Source organism: Flavobacterium akiainvivens, assembly GCF_001278115.1.
Lineage (GTDB): Bacteria > Bacteroidota > Bacteroidia > Flavobacteriales > Flavobacteriaceae > Flavobacterium > Flavobacterium akiainvivens.
The window spans coordinates 4,459,354-4,478,757 of the sequence record NZ_LIYD01000005.1 but is presented as its reverse complement, the minus strand read 5'-3'; the positions used below and the strand labels follow the sequence as shown (position 1 = coordinate 4,478,757).

General features: G+C 45.8%; 15 protein-coding genes. 4 read left to right on the top strand and 11 right to left on the bottom strand.

The window, feature by feature from the left end; genetic code table 11:
- The first annotated feature begins 79 nt into the window (after positions 1-79).
- Positions 80-2,707, top strand: coding sequence for a cyanophycin synthetase (gene cphA, locus AM279_RS20190; RefSeq protein ID WP_054409939.1), 2,628 nt, complete (start codon positions 80-82; stop codon positions 2,705-2,707).
- Between the two features lie 200 nt (positions 2,708-2,907).
- On the opposite strand, the gene AM279_RS20185 is transcribed toward cphA, so the two are convergent.
- The gene (locus AM279_RS20185; RefSeq protein WP_054409937.1) at positions 2,908-3,774 is read right to left on the bottom strand and encodes a cupin-like domain-containing protein; all 867 of its coding nucleotides are present in this window, start codon (positions 3,772-3,774) and stop codon (positions 2,908-2,910) included.
- Between the two features lie 196 nt (positions 3,775-3,970).
- Here AM279_RS20185 and AM279_RS20180 point away from each other — a divergent pair, with 196 nt between their 5' ends.
- Complete coding sequence (locus AM279_RS20180; RefSeq protein WP_054409936.1) at positions 3,971-4,399, top strand: lipocalin-like domain-containing protein; 429 nt, start codon at positions 3,971-3,973, stop codon at positions 4,397-4,399.
- Complete coding sequence (locus tag AM279_RS20175; protein ID WP_054409934.1) at positions 4,380-4,676, top strand: DUF721 domain-containing protein; 297 nt, start codon at positions 4,380-4,382, stop codon at positions 4,674-4,676. Before AM279_RS20180 ends, AM279_RS20175 begins: the two co-directional genes overlap by 20 nt.
- 206 nt (positions 4,677-4,882) lie before the next feature.
- Here AM279_RS20175 and AM279_RS20170 read toward each other — a convergent pair whose 3' ends face one another.
- Positions 4,883-5,302 (bottom strand): nucleoside-diphosphate kinase, encoded by a 420-nt coding sequence (locus tag AM279_RS20170; protein WP_054409932.1) that lies wholly within the window; start codon positions 5,300-5,302, stop codon positions 4,883-4,885.
- Positions 5,303-5,480: 178 nt separating this feature from the next.
- On the opposite strand from AM279_RS20170, the gene AM279_RS20165 reads away from it, so the two are divergent.
- Positions 5,481-6,743 carry a hypothetical protein gene (locus tag AM279_RS20165; RefSeq protein WP_054409930.1) on the top strand — a complete coding sequence of 421 codons (1,263 nt, stop codon included), beginning with the start codon at positions 5,481-5,483 and terminating at the stop codon, positions 6,741-6,743.
- Positions 6,744-7,080: 337 nt separating this feature from the next.
- On the opposite strand, the gene AM279_RS20160 is transcribed toward AM279_RS20165, so the two are convergent.
- The 9 genes from AM279_RS20160 to AM279_RS20120 all read right to left on the bottom strand — a co-directional run bounded on the left by AM279_RS20160 (position 7,081) and on the right by AM279_RS20120 (position 19,392).
- Positions 7,081-8,475 carry a hypothetical protein gene (locus AM279_RS20160; RefSeq protein WP_074961664.1) on the bottom strand — a complete coding sequence of 465 codons (1,395 nt, stop codon included), beginning with the start codon at positions 8,473-8,475 and terminating at the stop codon, positions 7,081-7,083.
- A gap of 116 nt (positions 8,476-8,591) precedes the next feature.
- Positions 8,592-13,238, bottom strand: coding sequence for a GEVED domain-containing protein (locus AM279_RS20155; RefSeq protein ID WP_143090436.1), 4,647 nt, complete (start codon positions 13,236-13,238; stop codon positions 8,592-8,594).
- A 112-nt stretch (positions 13,239-13,350) separates the two neighbouring features.
- Positions 13,351-13,950, bottom strand: a complete 600-nt coding sequence (locus AM279_RS20150) for a lipocalin family protein (protein ID WP_054409924.1) — start codon at positions 13,948-13,950, stop codon at positions 13,351-13,353.
- Positions 13,951-13,963: 13 nt separating this feature from the next.
- Positions 13,964-15,451, bottom strand: a complete 1,488-nt coding sequence (locus tag AM279_RS20145) for a DUF3570 domain-containing protein (RefSeq protein WP_054409921.1) — start codon at positions 15,449-15,451, stop codon at positions 13,964-13,966.
- 6 nt (positions 15,452-15,457) lie between these two features.
- On the bottom strand, positions 15,458-15,670 hold the full coding sequence (locus tag AM279_RS20140) for a DUF4266 domain-containing protein (RefSeq protein WP_082344274.1): 213 nt from the start codon (positions 15,668-15,670) through the stop codon (positions 15,458-15,460).
- Entirely contained in the window at positions 15,663-16,664 is a 1,002-nt protein-coding gene (locus tag AM279_RS20135) for an FAD:protein FMN transferase (RefSeq protein WP_054409920.1), read from the bottom strand. Before AM279_RS20135 ends, AM279_RS20140 begins: the two co-directional genes overlap by 8 nt.
- Entirely contained in the window at positions 16,661-17,101 is a 441-nt protein-coding gene (locus AM279_RS20130) for a thioredoxin family protein (protein ID WP_054409918.1), read from the bottom strand. Before AM279_RS20130 ends, AM279_RS20135 begins: the two co-directional genes overlap by 4 nt.
- Positions 17,102-17,965 (bottom strand): T9SS sorting signal type C domain-containing protein, encoded by an 864-nt coding sequence (locus AM279_RS20125; protein WP_054409917.1) that lies wholly within the window; start codon positions 17,963-17,965, stop codon positions 17,102-17,104. It abuts the gene before it with no gap.
- Between the two features lie 110 nt (positions 17,966-18,075).
- On the bottom strand, positions 18,076-19,392 hold the full coding sequence (locus tag AM279_RS20120; RefSeq protein WP_054409915.1) for an HTTM domain-containing protein: 1,317 nt from the start codon (positions 19,390-19,392) through the stop codon (positions 18,076-18,078).
- Positions 19,393-19,404 lie beyond the last annotated feature (12 nt).

The window sequence follows — 19,404 nt, the reverse complement described above, 5'->3', positions numbered from 1 at the left end:
AGGGTTTTAACATATTGTTTAGAAAAAACACCGCAAATTACACCATACCACTAACCATTAGCCAATTACACCACCTTTTATGAAGATTGAAAAGATACAGGCACTGCGCGGCCCCAATATTTGGAGCGTTAAGCGCAAAAAACTCATCCAGATGCGCCTTGACCTGGAAGAAATGGAACAATCTCCCACCAATACCATTCCCGGTTTCCGTGAGCGTATAGAGACGCTTATGCCATCGCTTTACACACACCGTTGCAGCGAGGGCGTTCCGGGCGGGTTTTTCAGCCGGATTGAGCGCGGCACCTGGATGGGCCACGTGATTGAGCACATTGCACTCGAAATACAAACCCTTGCGGGGATGGACACCGGCTTTGGCCGCACCCGCGAAACCAAGACCCCCGGCGTATACAACGTGGTTTTCAGCTACCTGGAGGAAAATGTGGGCATTTATGCCGCCGAAGCCTCAGTACGCATAGCCGAAGCCCTTATTGCCGGTACCGAATACGACCTTGAGGCCGACATACAAAACATGCGCAAAATACGTGAGCGCGACCGCCTTGGGCCTTCAACCGGCAGTATTGTAGAAGAAGCCGTAGCGCGAGACATCCCGTGGATTCGCCTGGGCACCAACTCGCTTGTACAGCTGGGCTATGGCATTAACCAGATGCGTTTCCAGGCTACCATCACCAACAAAACCAGCCATATAGCTGTAGATATTGCCTGTAATAAAGAGCAAACCAAGCGCATGCTCGATGCAGCATCAATACCCGTTGCAAATGGCGGTATTTGCAGCACTGAGGAAGGCCTTAAGGAAATCATCAACAAAATAAACTACCCCATTGTACTAAAGCCGCTGGATGGCAACCACGGCAAAGGCGCATCCATAAACGTAAAAACGTGGGAACACGCCGTTGCAGGGCTTGAATTTGCCCAGAAATACGGCAGCCGCGTTATTGTAGAAAAGTTCATTACCGGCTTTGACTTCCGTGTTTTAGTTATTGATAATAAGGTGGTGGCCGCCGCACAGCGCGTACCCGCCCACGTTAAAGGCAACGGTACAGATACTATTGAGAAACTCATCGAAACCGAAAACCTCGACCCACGCCGTGGTTATGGCCACGAAAACGTGCTGACCGAAATTACCGTAGACCGCGATACTACCGACCTGCTCGAAAAGAAAGGCTATACCCTTGAAACCGTACCCGCGCAGGATGAAATTGTGTACCTTAAATCAACCGCCAACCTGAGTACCGGCGGCACCAGCGTTGATGTGACCGACCTGATGCACCCTGAGAACATTTTCCTTTCCGAACGTATAAGCCGCGTTATAGGGCTTGATGTGTGTGGTATAGACATTATGGCCGAAAACCTTACCCAGCCGCTTAAAGAAAACGGCGGTGTAATACTTGAGGTTAACGCCGCGCCGGGCTTCCGTATGCACCTTGCACCCAGCGAAGGCCTGCCGCGCAACGTGGCCGCACCGGTTATAGATATGCTGTACCCGCCGGGCAAGCCAAGCCGCATCCCTATTTTTGCCATTACAGGCACTAACGGCAAAACCACCACTACCCGACTGCTGGCGCACATTGTAAAAAACAACGGATACCGCGTGGGCTTTACCACCAGCGACGGTATTTACATACAAAACCACATGCTCGAAAAAGGCGATACCACAGGGCCTTTCAGCGCAGAATATATATTAAAAGACCCAACCGTGGAGTTTGCCGTGCTCGAAACTGCCCGTGGTGGCATTTTACGCTCGGGCCTTGGCTTTAGCCGTTGCGATATCGGTATCATAACCAACATTCAGGAAGACCACCTGGGCATGCTCGACATCCACAACCTTGACGACCTGAGCCGTGTAAAGCGTGTTATACCCAAAAGCGTAAAGAAAGACGGCTGGGCAGTACTAAATGGCGATGATGCAGAATGCCGCAAGATTGGAGCCGACCTGGAGTGCAACGTGGCTTACTTTAGTATGGACGAAGACAGCCCGTTTATTAAGGCTGAGGCCAAAGCAGGCCGCGTTACCGCCGTATATGAAAACGGGTTTATTACCATTAAAAAAGGCGAATGGAAAATACGCATAGACAAGGCATCTCATGTACCGCTAACACTGGGTGGGCGTGCCCGCTTTATGATAGAAAACGTACTTGCCGCCACCCTGGCCTCTTACCTGTGGGGCTTTAAGACTGATGATATTAGCCTGTCGCTGCAAACCTTTATTCCCGGTGCGGCACAAACCCCGGGCCGCATGAACATTTTTGAGTTCAAGCAGTTTAAGGTAATGATAGACTTTGCCCACAATCCCGCCGGTTACCTTGCTGTAGAGGAGTTTTTATCGAACACTGAGGCCTCCCAGAAAATAGGCATCATAGCCGGTGTGGGAGACAGGCGCGATGAAGACATTCGCGACTGCGCCACCATTGCCGCACGTATGTTTGACCACATTATCATTCGTAACGAAAAGCACCTGCGCGGCCGTACCGAAGAAAACATCAACGGGCTGTTGCTGGAAGGCTTTAAGGCATCGGGCAAAGAGGTTACCTATGAGGTTATCCCTAAAGAAACCGAGGCGATCCGCCATGCTATAGACAACGCACAGGACGGCAGCTTTATAGTAGCGCTAAGCGATGTGGTTACCAATGCCATTGAGGTGGTACAGGGCTACCTTGACATTGAAAACGAGGAAAGCATGCAATCATAAAAAAAGAGCCTCATTACGGGGCTCTTTTCTTTTATATTTCGGTAATGGAACGCGGATGAGGCGGCCTTCGACTCCCGATAGCTATCGGGACAGGCTGATAACAGCGGATTTACGCAGTTTTTTCACATCCCTTCTTTGCGAGGAGGAACTACGAAGCAATCCTGCTAAGTAGCTAAGCGGCTCAGCAGCTCAGCAGCTTACTACAACCCAATCAACGCATTGGTACGCCTTATCGATTCTTCATCTTTATAATCCAGCCACTCCTGCCCTTTGCGCTTACGCATAAAGTTATCATACATGCGGTTAAAGGTTACATTGGCAAGGCCTTTGGCAAGGTTTGTGGGCCTTCCGGCAAGCGAACGCAGGCTAAGCGAAAAACCGGGTGTAAGGTACTTCATGTAATGCCACCAGCCTTCGGGCATGTACAGCATTTCACCGTGCTCCAGGTTGGTTATGTAGGGCGTTACCTTTTTAAGTGCCGGGAAACGCTCAAAATCAGGATTGTCAAAATCAATATCCTCGTTGCAAATCCAGCTGTACGGCAGGCGGTACATGTATGGCGTTTCTTTAGGGTCTACCAGCACGCACTGCTTCTTACCCGAAAAATGAAAGTGCAGTATGTTAGGGAAATCAATGTCATAATGCATAAACACCTTGGCATTTTCACCGCCAAAAAACACCAGCGGCAGGCTTTTAATCAGGCGCAGGCCAAGGTCGGGCCAGCGCATATCATCCTTCATGCTGGGTACATCTTTAAGCAGGTTGTATAAAAAGATGCGCAGGTCGGTTGGGCCTTTCTCAAGAATATCAATATATTCAGCCATGGTCATGGTAAAGTCCGGCTCGTTTACTTTCTTGGTATAATCAGTCTTGCGGCTGTCATACAGCGGCACGGTTTTATCGCCGGCCACTTCGCGCAAAAAGTCGAAGTTCCATTTGCTAAAGGCAGGCCAGTCTTCTATCTGGTTGGTAATAACCACAGGCTTTTGCGGCTTGTAGTAATTTTCTATAAACTCTTTTTTGGTAAGTTTTTCTACGCGTTCAATTTCTTTGTATGTAAATGACATGATTGATGATTTTAATACGGGTTTTATTGGTACAAAACCCTAACAAATCTCGTAAAAATTTACATTCATTTAACATACGGCCTGCGATTTTTCGCACGCATCGGTAATTTAATTTAAACATTGAAAAGTCTGTAGATACCGTACTTTTTTATCAAACATTTAAACCTACCTTTGCGTTTATAATTGTACCTGAAAAATGAAAAAACTAAGCTTGCTGCTTGTATTGTTTACGGTTATTTCGTGCTCCGAGAAAACCGCTACTACCCGGCTAAACGGCTATTGGGAAATTAAAACGGTAATATTGCCAGACGGGCAGGAAAAAGAATTCCCCGCCAGCGCTACGGTAGACTACTTTGAGTTTAAGGGCAACAAAGGCTTCCGCAAAAAGGTAATGCCGCAGTTTGACGGCACCTATATGGCCAGCAATGCATCTGAAGCAGTTGAGTATACCGAAAAAGACGGCCATAAATGGCTTAACTATACCACCCAGTACTCTAAATGGCAGGAGGAACTGATAAGCGTGGACGACGATGAGCTGGTTATAAAAAATACCCACGGCATGGAATACCACTACACAAGGCCGCAAAATTTTACACTTAAGGAAGATGGCAAAACGGCTGAATGACGATAGCAGCATAGGCGATATACTTAAAGCCTTTGTACAGCAAAACAACCTGCAAAAAGGTATGGATAGCATTAACGTGCGCGATGCCTGGGCCAGCCTTATGGGCCCCGGGGTAAACAACTACACCCGCGAGATTATGCTTAAAAACGGCGTACTCTACGTGCAGCTAACCAGTGCAGTACTGCGCGAAGAGCTAAGCTACGGCAAAGAAAAAATAGTAAAAATGATAAACCAGGAACTGGGTCGGGAGGTGGTTAAGGAAGTGGTTTTGCGATAAGGTACTGAGGTGCTTAGGTTCTAAGGGACTTAGCCGTTTTGTCATTCCGACTGAAGCGCAGCGGAATGGAGAAATCTCTAATTTAAAGATTCTTCGACTCCGCTCAGAATAACAAAACAAAAGGGTTGCCACCGGCAACCCTTTCTTATTTTATGTGTAGCTTTACCTAAGAACCTCAGCGCCTAAGCACCTCAGTACCTTAGAAATTAAAACTGCTCGCGGCCTGCAAAATGGAACGCGCCTTCTATAGCGGCATTCTCATCGCTGTCTGAACCGTGAACGGCGTTTTCGCCCATTGATGTTGCATATTTTTTACGGATGGTACCTTCCTCAGCGTTTGCTGGGTTAGTAGCGCCTATCAGTTTACGGAAATCTTCAACTGCATTGTCTTTTTCAAGAATGGCAGCCACAATTGGGCCACGGCTCATAAAGCTTACAAGCTCGCCATAAAAAGGCCTTTCAGCGTGTACTGCATAAAACTCCTGTGCATCGGCCACAGTAAGTTGTGTAAGTTTTAGCGAAACGATCCTGAAACCTGCTTCGGTTATCATTGATAAAATACCGCCTATGTGCCCTTTTTCAACAGCATCCGGCTTAATCATGGTAAATGTCCTGTTAGTTGCCATATTAGTTTTAATTTTTGCGCAAAAATAGTGGTTTTAAAGGTAATCCTTTTACCATATTGTTACTATTTTTTCAAAATGGCGTGTTTTCTTTCTAATTTACACATCATCTATTCTTAAAAAATACTACAGGCATGGCATCTGCCGTTAGTTTACTATCTTTGGATAAATCAAAATTGCAATGTCTTTCAAAAAAATCTATATACTGCTACTGCTTGCCTTTATAGTTCCGGCCCGTGCCAGCATGATTTTGCTGCCCATGGACGAAACCACCCAGCAAAACCATCTTAAGGCTTACGGCATTACTTACTGGGCATTAGAGCGCAGCTACAAGGCCAACTGGCTGCTTAACTACCGTGGCGGCTCTTTCCTTTTGCCTGATGCAGATGAAATCAGGCGCGAGTGCCAGATTCGCGGCGTAAGCTTTGAGGTACTGAGTGACGGCGAGGCAAATAGCATATTGGATGAAATAGCAAGCCCATCGCAAAATATGGAAAATGTGCTGCTTGAAAAAGCACCCAAGGTTGCCGTTTATACACCCCGCGGCAAACACCCGTGGGACGACGCCGTTACCATGGTGCTTACCTATGCCGAGATTCCGTTTACCGAAGTATATGACGAAGAAGTACTTACTGACCAGCTGCTGCTATACGACTGGCTGCACCTGCACCACGAAGATTTTACCGGCCAGTATGGCAAATTTTTTGGCCAGTACCGCAACGCACCGTGGTATATTGAGCAAAAGAAAGAAGCCGAAGCCCTGGCCACAAAGCTGGGCTACAGTAAGGTTAGCGATGAAAAACTGGCAGTATCGCTTAAAATTCGTGATTTTGTTATAGGCGGCGGCTTTATGTTTGCCATGTGCTCTGCCACCGACAGCTTTGATATTGCGCTTAGCGCCGAAGGGGTAGATATTTGCGAACCCATGTTTGACGGCGATGCCAGCGACGCGGCCTACCAGAGCAAAATTGATTATAACAGCGCTTTTGCCTTTAAAGATTATATTTTAGAACGTAATCCACAGGCATACGAATTTAGTGATATAGATACCACCAACGACCGCAAGATTTTGCCCGATGCCGATTATTTTACCCTGATGGAATACAGCGCCAAGTGGGACCCTATACCCAGTATGCTGTGCCAAAACCACACCCAGCTTGTAAAAGGCTTTATGGGGCAAACAACGGCCTTTAGGGGCGATAAGGTAAAGAGCAGTGTACTGGTTATGGGCGAAAACAAGCAAAACGGCGAGGCGCGCTACATACACGGCACTAAGGGCAAGGGTATGTTTACCTACTATGGCGGCCACGACCCCGAAGACTACCAGCACCGTGTGGGCGATGCCCCTACCGTGCTCGACCTGCACCCTAACTCACCAGGCTACAGGCTTATATTGAACAACGTACTTTTCCCGGCGGCCAAGAAAAAGAAACTTAAAACCTAAGGTCATGGCTGAATTCTTTTTAGAATTGCTTGTAGCATTTTTTTGTGAAATGCTTATGTTTTATCCCGGTGCTTTTATACGCTGGTGTTTCCTGGGCAGGAAAAAGGGCTTAAGCCATTTTATATCAGATACTGACAACCCATACAGCTACCTCCTGAGTTTTTTGTTGATTTGTGCTGTGATCTTGGGAATCGCTGTAAAGCAGTTTGCATAAAATTCTGGACTGAATTCCTACTTAATCAGCGTTGCTAACTTGTCTTTAGTTAGATTCGTAGGGCTTTCTACGTTAGCATGCAGCTTACCGTTTTTGTTTATTATGGCATACACCGCGCCACCGTTACAAAAAGCATCTATTTTTAGTATCGCCAAAGCGCTTCAGGGCAGTGGGGTTATCTTCCGTTGATAAAAAATAGTGTTTGCCTTTCCAGTCCGTATCACTTACACGTGCAGTCCACAAACTTTTATACTGGTTACTGTCTACGCAGATATTTAGTATTTCAAGATTATACTTGTCTTCAAGGAAGTACAGCGCCGGGATTTTATGCACCACGCTTGCCCCTGCAAATTGCGCCGACCAAAACACCAGCAGTACATTTTTACCCTTATTAGCATTAAGCAATGCAGTAAAGCTATTGGCATCAAGCACCTGGATATTAGCGGGCTGTTTATCCATTTTAGCCTTAAAATCATCTGTCCGCACAAGATAGTATTTGTTAGCGCAATTATCTACCAGGTAGCTGTATAGTGCATCATTATTTGTACCCATACTTATAAACCAGCTGTATATGTCGGCAAAATATTTATCGTGCACCTCTGTAGGAAATTCCTTTTTCAAGTATCCCGATGTCCAGTCATAATACCCCGGGTCAGACAGGATTTCATTCCAGTCTTTATACTGTAACTGCGGGTTTTGCTGTACCCTGAACCTTACATACTCCACCTTTAAAATAAGGTCGAGCGCATTACCCAGCCTGTGGTGGTTAAGGTTATCAATATTTTTATAGGCTTCTTTATTAAACGCCTTAAAAACAGGATTGGTAAAGTCTATGGCCTCATGCTCCAGCTGTTTACGGCTGTACGTTTGGGCAATATAATCTGCCACATAATACTGCTGCAGTTCAACAAGGGTTTTCAGCAAACGGTACTCCTTTTGGGTAAGCGGTGTTTCTTTAATAATCCGCAGTATCTTGGTCTTTTCAGGCGATTGGACAACAATGTTAGCCAATGTATTCTTAGTGTAAATACTTTCCAGTATATCAAGGCGCCGTTTCATTATGCTGTCATTTTTAGCAGCAAAATCAGCTAACGTACCCTCGGCGGGAAAGAACTTTTCCTGAAATTGGTTCAGGTTCATTACATTAATTTTACCCGCTCCCCTTCCCATTGCAAAAACAGATGCCGGAAGGTTTTCAATATCGGCCTCGAGTTTAAAATTGTCATCTTTAAACAGTACCAGCTTTATTATATGCTTGTTGAAGTCAAGATAATACTCGGCACCGTCGGTAATTTTGTCGCTTTTTAGCGTGAACTGTCCTTTTTTGCTTATTGGTGCGCCTATAGTCTGGTAGCCGTCATGGCTGAGGCTGCCCCTGTAGCGCGGCTCGTAGTTTAAGGTAACAAACTCCTGGCCGGTATTTTTTACGGTAACATCAATAACCGTTTTGTTTGTAGTTACATCTTGAAAACCGAATAGTATGCCCACTGAGGCAAACAATAACAGGAGTTTCTTCATTATAAGGCTGGCTTTGGTTACTATTATAACTGACTTTGAAAGAAAATTAGTATAACCGCATATAAAAAAACCTCCGGCAATGCCGAAGGTTAGCTCATTTTATAAAGGGGCAAAAATTAGTATACTATCTTTTTAGAAACAGTACCGTTTACGGTTTGTATTTCTACTATTATTACCTGTTGTGCCACAGCAAGGTTGCTTACCGATGTTTGGGTAGCATTGATGCCGTTTTGCTCATACAGCTTCCTGCCACGGATGTCATACAGGGTTACGCCTGTCATTTCAACCGAACCTGAAGTAATGTTTATGGCACCGTTTTGCTGGTATACCAGTACCATGTTGGCTAGTTCAGGCTGGTTAGTGCCCAGTTCGCCATCGGTTTGGTACAGTACCTCAAACCTTGTGTCAAAGCTGCCTGCACCACTTGTAAAGGTGTAAGCGCCATCCTGAAGGTTGTGTACCGTGCCCAGCAGGTTGTCTTTTACAAAGATGTCCTGGCCCTGTGCAAACTGGCCGTCTACGTGGTCAAGTGCCAGGGTGTATTCACCCGCTGTGGTAATGTTAAAGCCCATTGGCACCACATCGGTCACTTCAAATGCCGGCCTGGCCTGTATGGCAAGGTTGTCCTCAGCTTCTTTAGAGTATAAGGCTATAGGGCCGTCTGAAATTGCGCGGGCATCATAACCATAGTCAAGGCCTGTGGTAGCCTGTGGCATGTAGCTTACCAGCGACTGGCTGAATACATCGGCACCGGTAAGGTTTATCCACCACCTTGATACCGCAGGGGCATCGTTATTGTTTTGTGTCCTGAAGAACGGCTGGCCTATTGCAGGCACGCCACGCCTCATGCTGTTGGTAAAGTTTACTTTAGAAGTTGCACTTATACCACTCTTAAGTTTTACAAGGAAGCCCTGTGCCGGAGAAATAATCCAGTTTTCATTAAAGTTGGTGCTTCCGGTTGTATTGCCTCCATAGTAATAAGCACCACCGTTTTCAATATTACCACCTGCGGCGCTGTTAGCGGTAAAGCCTGCCATAGAAAGGTGGGCGTAGCTGGTAGCAAGGGCGTTGTTTTTCTTCCTCCAGAAGTAAATACCTTCACCGGCTTCAAGCACGCCACTGTTTTGGGTAAAGAAGTCTACCACACTTATGGGCGATGCATATGGGTTAGCTACTGCAATGTAATGGTTTACAAGGTTGCCTGCTTCTGCACCCACGGTGCCGTTGTTTAGTGTGCCTGTAAACACGCCATGGTCTACATGAGTAGCATCTCCGGTGTTGTAACCTGTAACATCCGGCAGGTTATTAGGCATACGGATAAGGTAGCCTGTTGCCGGTGCAAAGTTAATGGCAGCCGGGTCTGGCACGGCAAGGTAGTTTTCTTCGCCATTGGTGTTTAGCCCATACGTATAGAAACGGTTAACGGCTGTATCATCGCTAAAGGCAAACAGGTTCTGGCCTGCAACAGGTGAACCCCAAAGGGTGTAATCAAGCCTGTATAACGGGTTGCTGTCGCGATACACTACCGCTGTAGCACCGGCACTCTGAGTATATATAGAGCCTGTAGCCTGTACAAGGGCAGCGTTGTTTTCTACCACTATACTACCGTTGTTTACAAGTGCATTATTTACCGTAAGCGTACCTCCCGTTTTAATGGTTACGGTTGCCCCCTGTTCTATTGTAAGGCTTTTAACTGTGGCAGTAGCTGTGCTAATTTCCGGGGTATTACTTCCATTAATTACAACATCAGCTGTAGCGCCCGGCACCACACCGCCACACCAGTTGCCTGCTGTAGACCAGTTGTTACTTACAGCCCCTGTCCAGGTGTTGCAAGCCGGCAATACGGTTAGGGTAAAATCTAAAGTAGAACCATAGCTTACACTGCCGCAAGCTGCAGGGTTTGCACTGCTGCCCCATTGTGCCCTTACACGCAAGCGGTAATTACCAGGCAGAGTACCGGCAGGTATGTTAACCGTTCCGGTTTTTGTAACATTGCTATTAGCAAGATTAAGTACCTTTTCGCTATCACTAAACACCAGGTCATTATTCCAGTCTACCCAAATATTTATACCGTTATTCCCACCGGAATACGTACTTGAAAAGTTAAAGCCTAAACCTGTATATTGCTGTATGGCCTGCCCTTGCGACTGATTACTATAAGAGCCCGCAGGCTGTGTTGTTGCAGTGTAATTAATATTTTGTACTGCACCTGTTGTGCTAAAAGCACTTATGTAATCAGTAGAACTTGTAGTTGAAACGCTGCAATATCCTGTAAATAGTGTTACAGGACTTAAAGTCCACGCACTTTTATCTGAACCTGAACAAACCGAACGCACCCATACATAATAAGTAGTATCTGCCGTAAGGTTAGAAAGCGTAACCGAAGTGCCCGTAGCAGTACCTGTAGCCGCTGTTGCTGCAACCGGGGCCGTGCTGCTTGTTGAAAGGTAATATTCATAACCGTTACCCGGAACCGGGCTTGCTGCCTGCCAGCTTACCGTAGCAGAATTAGCTGTTATAGTACCCACTGCAAGGTTAGCAGGCTCTATGCAGGTTGGCGCTATTTCAACACTTACTGCATCTATATATACATCAGCCTGGTTATACGCCCTAAAGCTTATATAATATACGCCCGATGTTTGCGGCGTAAAATCTACATACTGTAATGTAAAGGCCGTATTCATAGATACTCCCTGCAAATTAGTAAGGGTTAAAAGGTTAACCTGTGTTGCCGTAGATGCCGCCTGTGAGCTGTAAGCAACAGCTATATTAGCCTTATAGTTAGATGAATATCCCACAAGGTACCTGAATGACAACCTGTAAGCAGTACCGGCTGTAAGGTTTATACCTTTGGTATACAGGTAATCGTTTTGGGTATAGTTAGAAGGCATATAGGCCGAGTTAGTACCGGAATGTTTGTATGAACTGCTGGTTCTCCAGTAATAAGAATCGGCAGTTGTGTTTTCCTGGGTAATACAGCCTGGTAATGCCGGCGCGGTTACATCATCAAAAGTAAGATAGTACGGAACCGCAGCTGTTGCACAACTGGTTGTAAAACTCAAAACAGACGACCATGCACTTTTTTCGCTGGCACTGCATTTAGAGCGCACCCAAACATAATAAGTTGTTGCCTCATTTAAGGCCGAAAGACTTACCGATGCAACACCTGCATTGGTACTACCCGATGCAGTGACTGTTTCAGCCGGGGTGGCAGATGATGTACTGTAATAGTAATCATAACCCGAGGCCGGTGCCGTAGCTGGTGCAGTCCAGCTTATGTTTGCCGTATTTACCGCTACACTAACTGTTGTAAGCCCTGTAGGTGGCATACACGATGGTGCATAGTCAAGCATTAAATTGTCAATACCAATGTCAGTACTACCAAAATCTGACGTGGCAATTAAACGGACAACCGTTTGCGCCGAAGATGATGTAAAGTCGCGCGTTTGCAATGCCCATGACGATGATGTTACTATATCTGCACCTATTTTTGTAAAGGTTTGCCCACCGTTTGTAGATACATATACCTCAACTTTATCCGAACCGCTTGTATTGATATAGTAAAACGTAAGACGTTTGCTGCTGCTGCCACTGCTGCAATCTGCATACAGGTCTAAAGCCCCCTGCGTGCCGCTTGATGTGTTATAGGTATGGAACCTTGCAGAATATGACCCTGTCTGGCTTACCGGGCTATAGGCTCCTGAATTAGAAGACCATGAAGCAGAGCTTGAACCCTGGTCATTCCTCCTCCATGAGTTATTGCCGGCTGAAGGCGTGCTCATCCAGTATTGCGATGGCACATTAGAAGTACCGTCGCATTTGCTTTGCCATGATTCAAAACTTTCGGTGTAAGGTAATGCAGCATATAATTGCTCTGTTATTACCTGTACCGGGTTTGAAGCGCCTGTATTACCCGAACAGGTAACATTACAACGGTAATAAGTAGACGCATTTTGAGTAGTAGTCAGGGTTGAAGCCGTAGCTCCGGAAATATTAGCCCATGTTGTTTGGTTTGATGACGACTGCCATTGGTAGCTAACGCCAGAACCGGTTGTGGCATTTTGAAGTGAAAGCGTAAAATTAGAGCCTGCACATACGCTGCTTACTGAAGATAACGTATTGCCGGGAGCAGGAGTGCCGGTACAAACAGATGCCTCTTCGGCAGTTAGCCTTACATAATCAACATAGGCATTTGCGCCATTTGCAGAAGTAAATAAAAGGGCTACGTAAAGCGTGGTTGCACCCTGAGCTCCAGAGGGTAATACAATTGTTTTTTCTGACCATCCGTTTGTTGCAGAATTATAAACAACCATTTCATTTCCTGCATTTTGCCAGGTTGTACCATTAGTAGAGTACTGCACCTGAACACGATCATTAAAGGATGCAAATGCACTTTCGTTTGTATGCCACAACATAAATTTTAGTGTAATGTTCATTTTGCCTACAGTATTAAAGGCAGATGACATAATCCTTGACTGAACACCTGCAAGAGCAAGGCTGGAACGAAACCGTAAACAGCGGCCACCTTCATAAACATCATAAGTTTGTAAAGTCGGACCAGATGGTGAACTTGTTATAGAAGTAATTGTTGAGTTAGACGAAGTGGCACCGCTTACCTGCGCCTGAGACCAACAGTTTGAAATAGTAGAAGTATTAAATCCTTCGCTGTAAGAAAATCCCACCGTACATGTGGGCGGAGTCTGCCCCATCACAACCAGCGGGCAAAACATAAGCAGCAGCACTATTAAATTATTAATTTTCATATGTATTTTAGGGTTAGTATTTAAATTATATTTATTTAAACTTATTCTAAACAATAAATTGAGGCGTAAAAAAAGGTACATGGTTAGTACCTTTTTTTCTTTCTAACTCAAATTACTGTTTCTGATAAACATAGCGGCGCACTACGGTACTGCCGTTAACGGTTGTTGTTTTTTCTATATAAAAACGGCTGTTAGCATCTATAAAAGTAATGGTAACCACCTCTGTAGCTCCGGTAGATGTAAGGCTGTATACACTGCTGCTCGATGTCCAGGTGCCTATAACCCTTTCGTTATTAATACAGCTGCCGCCGTTTCCACCGCCGCCGCCGTTATCGTCAGAACCATCATCGGTGCTTTCGTCGGTCTGGTTGTCATCACTGTTGTGGTCATCACTCCCGTCATCACTACTGTGGTCATCACTTTCTTCGTCATCGCCTTCCTCATCATCACTGTCGTTAACTGATTTGTAGGGGCTGGCAAAACGGCCGGTGTTTTCATACAGCTCGTGTGTAAACTGTTCCGGGCCAAAAATGTAGGTTTCTTCCCTGTCGCAGTTGCTTAGTGCTACCTGGCTGCCGTTGTAGTATTCTTCCACAAGCTTCCAGGTGCCTATTACAGGGTTGGCACCACCGTTGTTATCATCATTGTTACAGGCCCAGAAAACCGACAGCGCTGCAACAAACATCAGGATTAATAATAATTGCTTTTTCATATAGTTAAGGGTATTAGTGTACAAATTTTAGCCCGAAGGTTATAATATCGGCCTCAAGCGAATCGCTTCGGCTGTAGTGGTTATACCTCAAATCGATATTCTTAAGCCCGAAAGCCCATATTTTAAAATCCTGGAAAATATCGGCATAGCTTGCGCCTACGCCATACTGATGGCTGTCAAAAGACGACAGGTCATAATCAGATGTGTAAAACTGCTCAAACGAATAATGGCTGTCCTGCGGCGCAAAATACTTCATGGCCTGCTGTGTGTAAAAACGGTACATAGGGTAAACCGTAAACCCGCCGCCCAGCTTTACCGGCAGCTCAATACTGGCCGTGTGTGCCGTTAAGCCCCAGTTATCATTGTAATAACGGTAGTACATGCGCGCCACCATCCAGTCGTTTATATAGTAATTAACCCTTGCCCCTACCGGCAGCTTAAAGCGTGTAGACGGCAGGCGCTCCACATCATCTGCCAGGCGGAAAATACCCTGATTGTCCTGCATATTATATACAGGTATGTAGCGCGACTGGCCTATGTAATAGTTGGCCTTATCGGCAAAATAAACACGGTGGTAGGGTGTTGAGAGCAACCCCTGCTGGTACAGCACATCAAGAAAAACTGATACCTGCAGCTTTTTGTTCACGATTTGCGAACCCGAAAGCGACACAGCATAAGAGTTGCGGTTGCTGTTAGTAAACTCATTAAATGCCGATGGCAGGTAGTTGCGGGTTTCCTCTCCGGCCTGGTCATAAACCGTTACACCGTTAAAATAGCCGCTGTTTAAAAAGTTAAGGCCATACAGCCCGTATTCGTGCAGTTCGGTTGGGTAAATGGGTTTCCACTTGTCAAAATAAGCCGTAGCCTTAACGCTTACCTCACTGTTTTTTTCATTAAATAACTTAGCCAGGCCAAGGCCTACGCCAAGCGAATGATAGTCATATTCTACCGAGCCCGAGCCCTGTACCGACCAAATGGTATTGCGGTCATTAGAACTATGGCTGTAGGTTGCCGAAAGCATGGTAAGCACATCGTGCTGCGATGCCCCGCTGCTGGCTATCCACGGGCTGCCGTATGGTGCCGGTGCCGACTCATATTCATCATCGTCATCATCCATGGTTTTGTAGCCTGATGTACCGGGTGCCGCAAAACGTGCCGATGCGCCGGTGTTGCTGGTATAACTGCCATCGGTAAAAAACGGGTTTATATTACCCGAAGAGGCTGATGTGTAGGCCGAAAAACCGGCATCTATAGTAAGCACGGCATCATCGCTTAGCGGCATAGCTATAATAATATCCGATGCCACATCAGTAAGCTCCTCCGTACCGGTCCCCCCCCCTACGGCAGAGTGTATGCCGCTTTGTGCATAATAGCTGCCCAGCAGGTCTATTTCGGTACTTTCCAGCACGCGTTTTTTAAACACAAACGTGCTGTCTATAGCTTCCTGGCTTAGCGCTGTAAATGATATAAGTAAACCGATTAAAATGTACAGTTGTTTCATATAGCTTTAATTGCATCCGCAGCCCCCGCCTGTCTTACCGCCGTTAGCACCGCTTGCACCCTCGCGGTACACCTGGAAATTGGTTTCATAACGCTCGGTTGTCTTGGCGCTAAGCGACATTTCAGGGTCGTTTACCTGTTGTTTTTCATACTCTTTTACTGCTGTGCAAGAGGCAAATAACACAGCCATAAGCAGCAGTAGGGGTAGTTTTTTAATCATGTTTTATCTCTTCTGTCTGGTATTTTTTAATATCAATGTTTTTAGATGAAAATACCTCACCGGTATCGGTCACCATAATGCAGCTTAGCTGCGGAAACTGGTTAATCAGGTTAAGCCCGGCATCTTTGCCCAGCACCATAATAGAAGTACTAAAGCCGTTTGCAAGCTCGGCGCTTGGCCCCATAACCGTTACGCTACACAACCCCGTTGCCGGATAGCCCGTTACCGGGTTTATAATATGGGCATAGCGCTTGCCGTTTATCAGGGCAAATTTTTCGTAGCTGCCACTGGTTACTACTGCACTTTGGTGTAGCGGAAAAACAGCAAACACACGGTTTTTGTTCATAGGGTTGGTTATACCCACGGTCCAGGGGGAGCCATCGGGCTGTGTGCCCCAGGTATTCATATCGCCCGAACCGTTTACAATACCGGCCTTAACACCTTTTTCCAGCATCATTTTCTTGCAGCGGTCGGCCGCATAGCCCTCGCCAAGAGCGCCAAAGCCTATTTTCATGCCCGGCAGCTTCAGGAAAATGGTACTGTTTTCCTTATCAATAATTATGTTTTCATAGCCTACTTTCTCAACCGACTTTTTCACGGCTTCCGGTGTTGGCATTTCGGTCATGCTGCCGTCAAACTTCCAGATACGCTCCATGGCTGCAAAGCTTATATCAAAAGCGCCATCGGTAATTTTAGAAAAGTGCAGCGCCCTTTCTGTCAGCTCAAGTACCTCGCGGTCTACCTTTACCGGGGCTATACCTGCGTTACGGTTTACGGCACTTACCTGGGTCTCGGGCTTCCAGTCAGATATCAGGTTTTCAATACGTGTAATCTCGGCTATAACCGTGTCTATGTATTTGTTTGCTTTTTCATAATCCTGGGCTACAATGCTAATATCGCAGCGGCTGCCCATAAGCTTTACTGTGCGGTTAGCCTGTACCTGTGCATGGCAGGTAGCAGAGAGCATTAGTAAACAGGCAATCAGTCTTTTCATTTTCCTTCCAGGGTATGCAAATGTTTAATGTATTCGGCAGGTGTTATGTCTTTATACGTAGTTTTACCCAGCACCTTGCCGGTTTTATCTATTACTACCACAAGCGGAAACACCCCTTCTTTATTGTATTTTTCATACAGGGCGGCATTATGCTGCGTTTGGGCTTCGGGCAGCGCGTTGGCTTTCTTTTTAGGAAAATCTGCCTTTACCAGCACCCATTTTTGTGCGGCTTCTGCCTTAAATTCATCCGACTCCCATATTTTTTGTTCCAGCTTAATGCAGGGGGCGCACCAGTCTGAACCCGCAAAAACCAGTATAATATTTTTATCCTGTTCTGCGGCAGTATGCCTGGCCTTGTCAAAATCGGTTAGCCATTCTACTGACACCAATAGGGTAACAAGGCAGGCAGCCACTAATATTTTTATAGGTGAAAGCATTTAATAAACGGTTTTCAGGGTAAGGGTGCGGTTGTAAGCATCGGTTACCTTTACAAAAAGTACCTGGTTTTGTGCAGTAAGGGCACTCAGTACAACATCTGTACTGTTAATGCCCTTAAGGCTATATACTTCTCTACCCAGCACATCATACACCGCAATGCTGCTTACCTCAACAGCCGATTTAAAGTGTAGCTTCCCCCCTTCGGTATACAGCAGGCTATTGGCTGTTGTAAACCCTTCTGCCGAAAGCGTTCCAAAAGCAAGCCTCACGTTAGGGCGCTCCCACACGGGCTCCATTACAGATGCTGAAGTCCACGGGTTGTTACCGCCACAGCCTATTGAGCCATCATCATACCCCGCACTCATTTTATTACCCTGCGATGTAGTGTAGCGGTACTGTGGCCTGCCACTTTCTATACAGGTTGAACCTACTACCAGTATGGCAAGGTTTTGTGCTGCCGAAACCGTAAATGGGGTTTGCAGGGTTACTTCCATCCAGCCGGTAGTGCTGTTATTAGGCATAGTACCTTCATATACCAGCGTGTATCCTGCAAATGCAGTAGCGCCTATGCTATAATCTGCCTGGCCTATAACCGCCTGGCTGGTTTGTTTCATGTATATTTTAACCTGGGGTTCTGTTGTGCTATTGCCCGATGCCTTTTGGTAGGCAAGCTTTGTTACTTCGCCGCTAACGCCTATTTCATTTCCGGTATAAATACTTTCGGTGGCCGATGATTCATACCATGATGCTATTGGGCCAAAAGTACCGGAGCCGGTACCGTCGCCTACTGTTATATTTGTCTGGCCATATAGTGCCGCATTACACATTGTTACAAAGGCAAGCTGTAGTAATTTTCTTTTCATTGGTTAATTGTGAAGCAATTATTTTTATTTAAACTAATTCTAAATTGAGTGCAATAGTACAAACAAAACACAATTCCAGTCAAGTTAAATTTTAGATTTTTTTAACATTTTTATTTTTCCCACTCGTAGGTAAGAATCCAATCATTGTGAGAAAAATAATTCCATTCGGCAAGCGCCATATCTACATGTGGGTCAATAAGCAATCGCTCCGGCTTTTTGTTTACCGAAACTTTTGAAGTAATGTAAACCCCTACCTGTTTACCCTGTGCTGCATACTCATTTTTTATGCGCTGCGCCATTTGCCAAAGCATATCGGGCTTGGTTTTCATGTTGTGAAGTTGCACGGGTGTAAGGGTATTGTTGAGGTTATAAGTCCATTTTTTTCCGGTTTGTTTGTCCTGTACCTTAAACTGCACATAACCACTACGCTTGCGCAGCATCATGCGCCAGCTAAGGCGGTGGCCTTCTTCGGTCCACAGTACATCGCCCTGTATAAAATGATGCCTGATGGGCAGCAACACCTGCAAAATAAAGTAGGGAACAAAGAAATACAGCAGCACTCCCCTGCCCTTTTTTACAACAACCGGGCTTTCGCCGGAAGGCTTATAAATCCTGAATTTTTCCTGTGGGATAAAAAACACAAGCATAGCCAGCGACAGGTAAGGAAAAATACCAATATGCAGGGTAAGGCCGTTAAACACGTGGAAAACCACTGCAGCTATAAATGCTAAAACCCGTGTTTTGCGGTATAACAGCAGGGGCACTATAAGCAAATCAAACAGCAACCCGGCCCACGCTATAAAAACATGAAACCAATGCTGCCTAAAAAAACCTATCTCAAAATGCCGGCCTGCCTTATTTAAAATACCGGCTGTAAATGTGCCGTTTAACCACTCAGGATATAACTTTGCCACAGCCGCATAAAAATAAACAACAGCTATTTGTGCAATAATTACATACCGGCACCAGGCGGGCATTACTGTTGTTTTTATCTTAGGGTTCCGCTTACTGTCTACCGAAAAGTTAGCATTAGCCGGTAAAAAACACATAATGAGGCATAACAACACCAGCAGATAATAATGGTTGTTGTAGGTGGTTTTCTGCATAAAGTACACACCTGCCCAAAGCACGGTATAGCCTATAATTGCAAAGCGGTAAAACAACCCGGCCATAACCAGTAAACCGTACAATGCAAGCAACCCGAAATACCAGTACATACCGGTACCCGGCAGCGGCTGCAGCCACTCCATACCAATATGCGAGAAAGTAAACTTAGGGTCGATAAGGTTACGCTTTACCCAACCTTCACATACTAATAAACCGGCCTGCCATGCTAATAACACCCCAAACAACATCCTGAAAATAACCAGCGGGGCATTGGTTTCTGCCTCAAAAAGGGTTGTTTTCAGTTTATGTAGTGATAACATTGATGTAGTGTA

Bases quoted from the DNA above. Each gene is read 5' to 3' on its own strand.
- cphA (WP_054409939.1), top strand. From the start codon at position 80: ATGAAGATTGAAAAGATACAGGCACTGCGCGGCCCCAATATTTGGAGC.
- AM279_RS20185 (WP_054409937.1), bottom strand. From the start codon at position 3,774: ATGTCATTTACATACAAAGAAATTGAACGCGTAGAAAAACTTACCAAA.
- AM279_RS20180 (WP_054409936.1), top strand. From the start codon at position 3,971: ATGAAAAAACTAAGCTTGCTGCTTGTATTGTTTACGGTTATTTCGTGC.
- AM279_RS20175 (WP_054409934.1), top strand. From the start codon at position 4,380: ATGGCAAAACGGCTGAATGACGATAGCAGCATAGGCGATATACTTAAA.
- AM279_RS20170 (WP_054409932.1), bottom strand. From the start codon at position 5,302: ATGGCAACTAACAGGACATTTACCATGATTAAGCCGGATGCTGTTGAA.
- AM279_RS20165 (WP_054409930.1), top strand. From the start codon at position 5,481: ATGTCTTTCAAAAAAATCTATATACTGCTACTGCTTGCCTTTATAGTT.
- AM279_RS20160 (WP_074961664.1), bottom strand. From the start codon at position 8,475: ATGAAGAAACTCCTGTTATTGTTTGCCTCAGTGGGCATACTATTCGGT.
- AM279_RS20155 (WP_143090436.1), bottom strand. From the start codon at position 13,238: ATGAAAATTAATAATTTAATAGTGCTGCTGCTTATGTTTTGCCCGCTG.
- AM279_RS20150 (WP_054409924.1), bottom strand. From the start codon at position 13,950: ATGAAAAAGCAATTATTATTAATCCTGATGTTTGTTGCAGCGCTGTCG.
- AM279_RS20145 (WP_054409921.1), bottom strand. From the start codon at position 15,451: ATGAAACAACTGTACATTTTAATCGGTTTACTTATATCATTTACAGCG.
- AM279_RS20140 (WP_082344274.1), bottom strand. From the start codon at position 15,670: ATGATTAAAAAACTACCCCTACTGCTGCTTATGGCTGTGTTATTTGCC.
- AM279_RS20135 (WP_054409920.1), bottom strand. From the start codon at position 16,664: ATGAAAAGACTGATTGCCTGTTTACTAATGCTCTCTGCTACCTGCCAT.
- AM279_RS20130 (WP_054409918.1), bottom strand. From the start codon at position 17,101: ATGCTTTCACCTATAAAAATATTAGTGGCTGCCTGCCTTGTTACCCTA.
- AM279_RS20125 (WP_054409917.1), bottom strand. From the start codon at position 17,965: ATGAAAAGAAAATTACTACAGCTTGCCTTTGTAACAATGTGTAATGCG.
- AM279_RS20120 (WP_054409915.1), bottom strand. From the start codon at position 19,392: ATGTTATCACTACATAAACTGAAAACAACCCTTTTTGAGGCAGAAACC.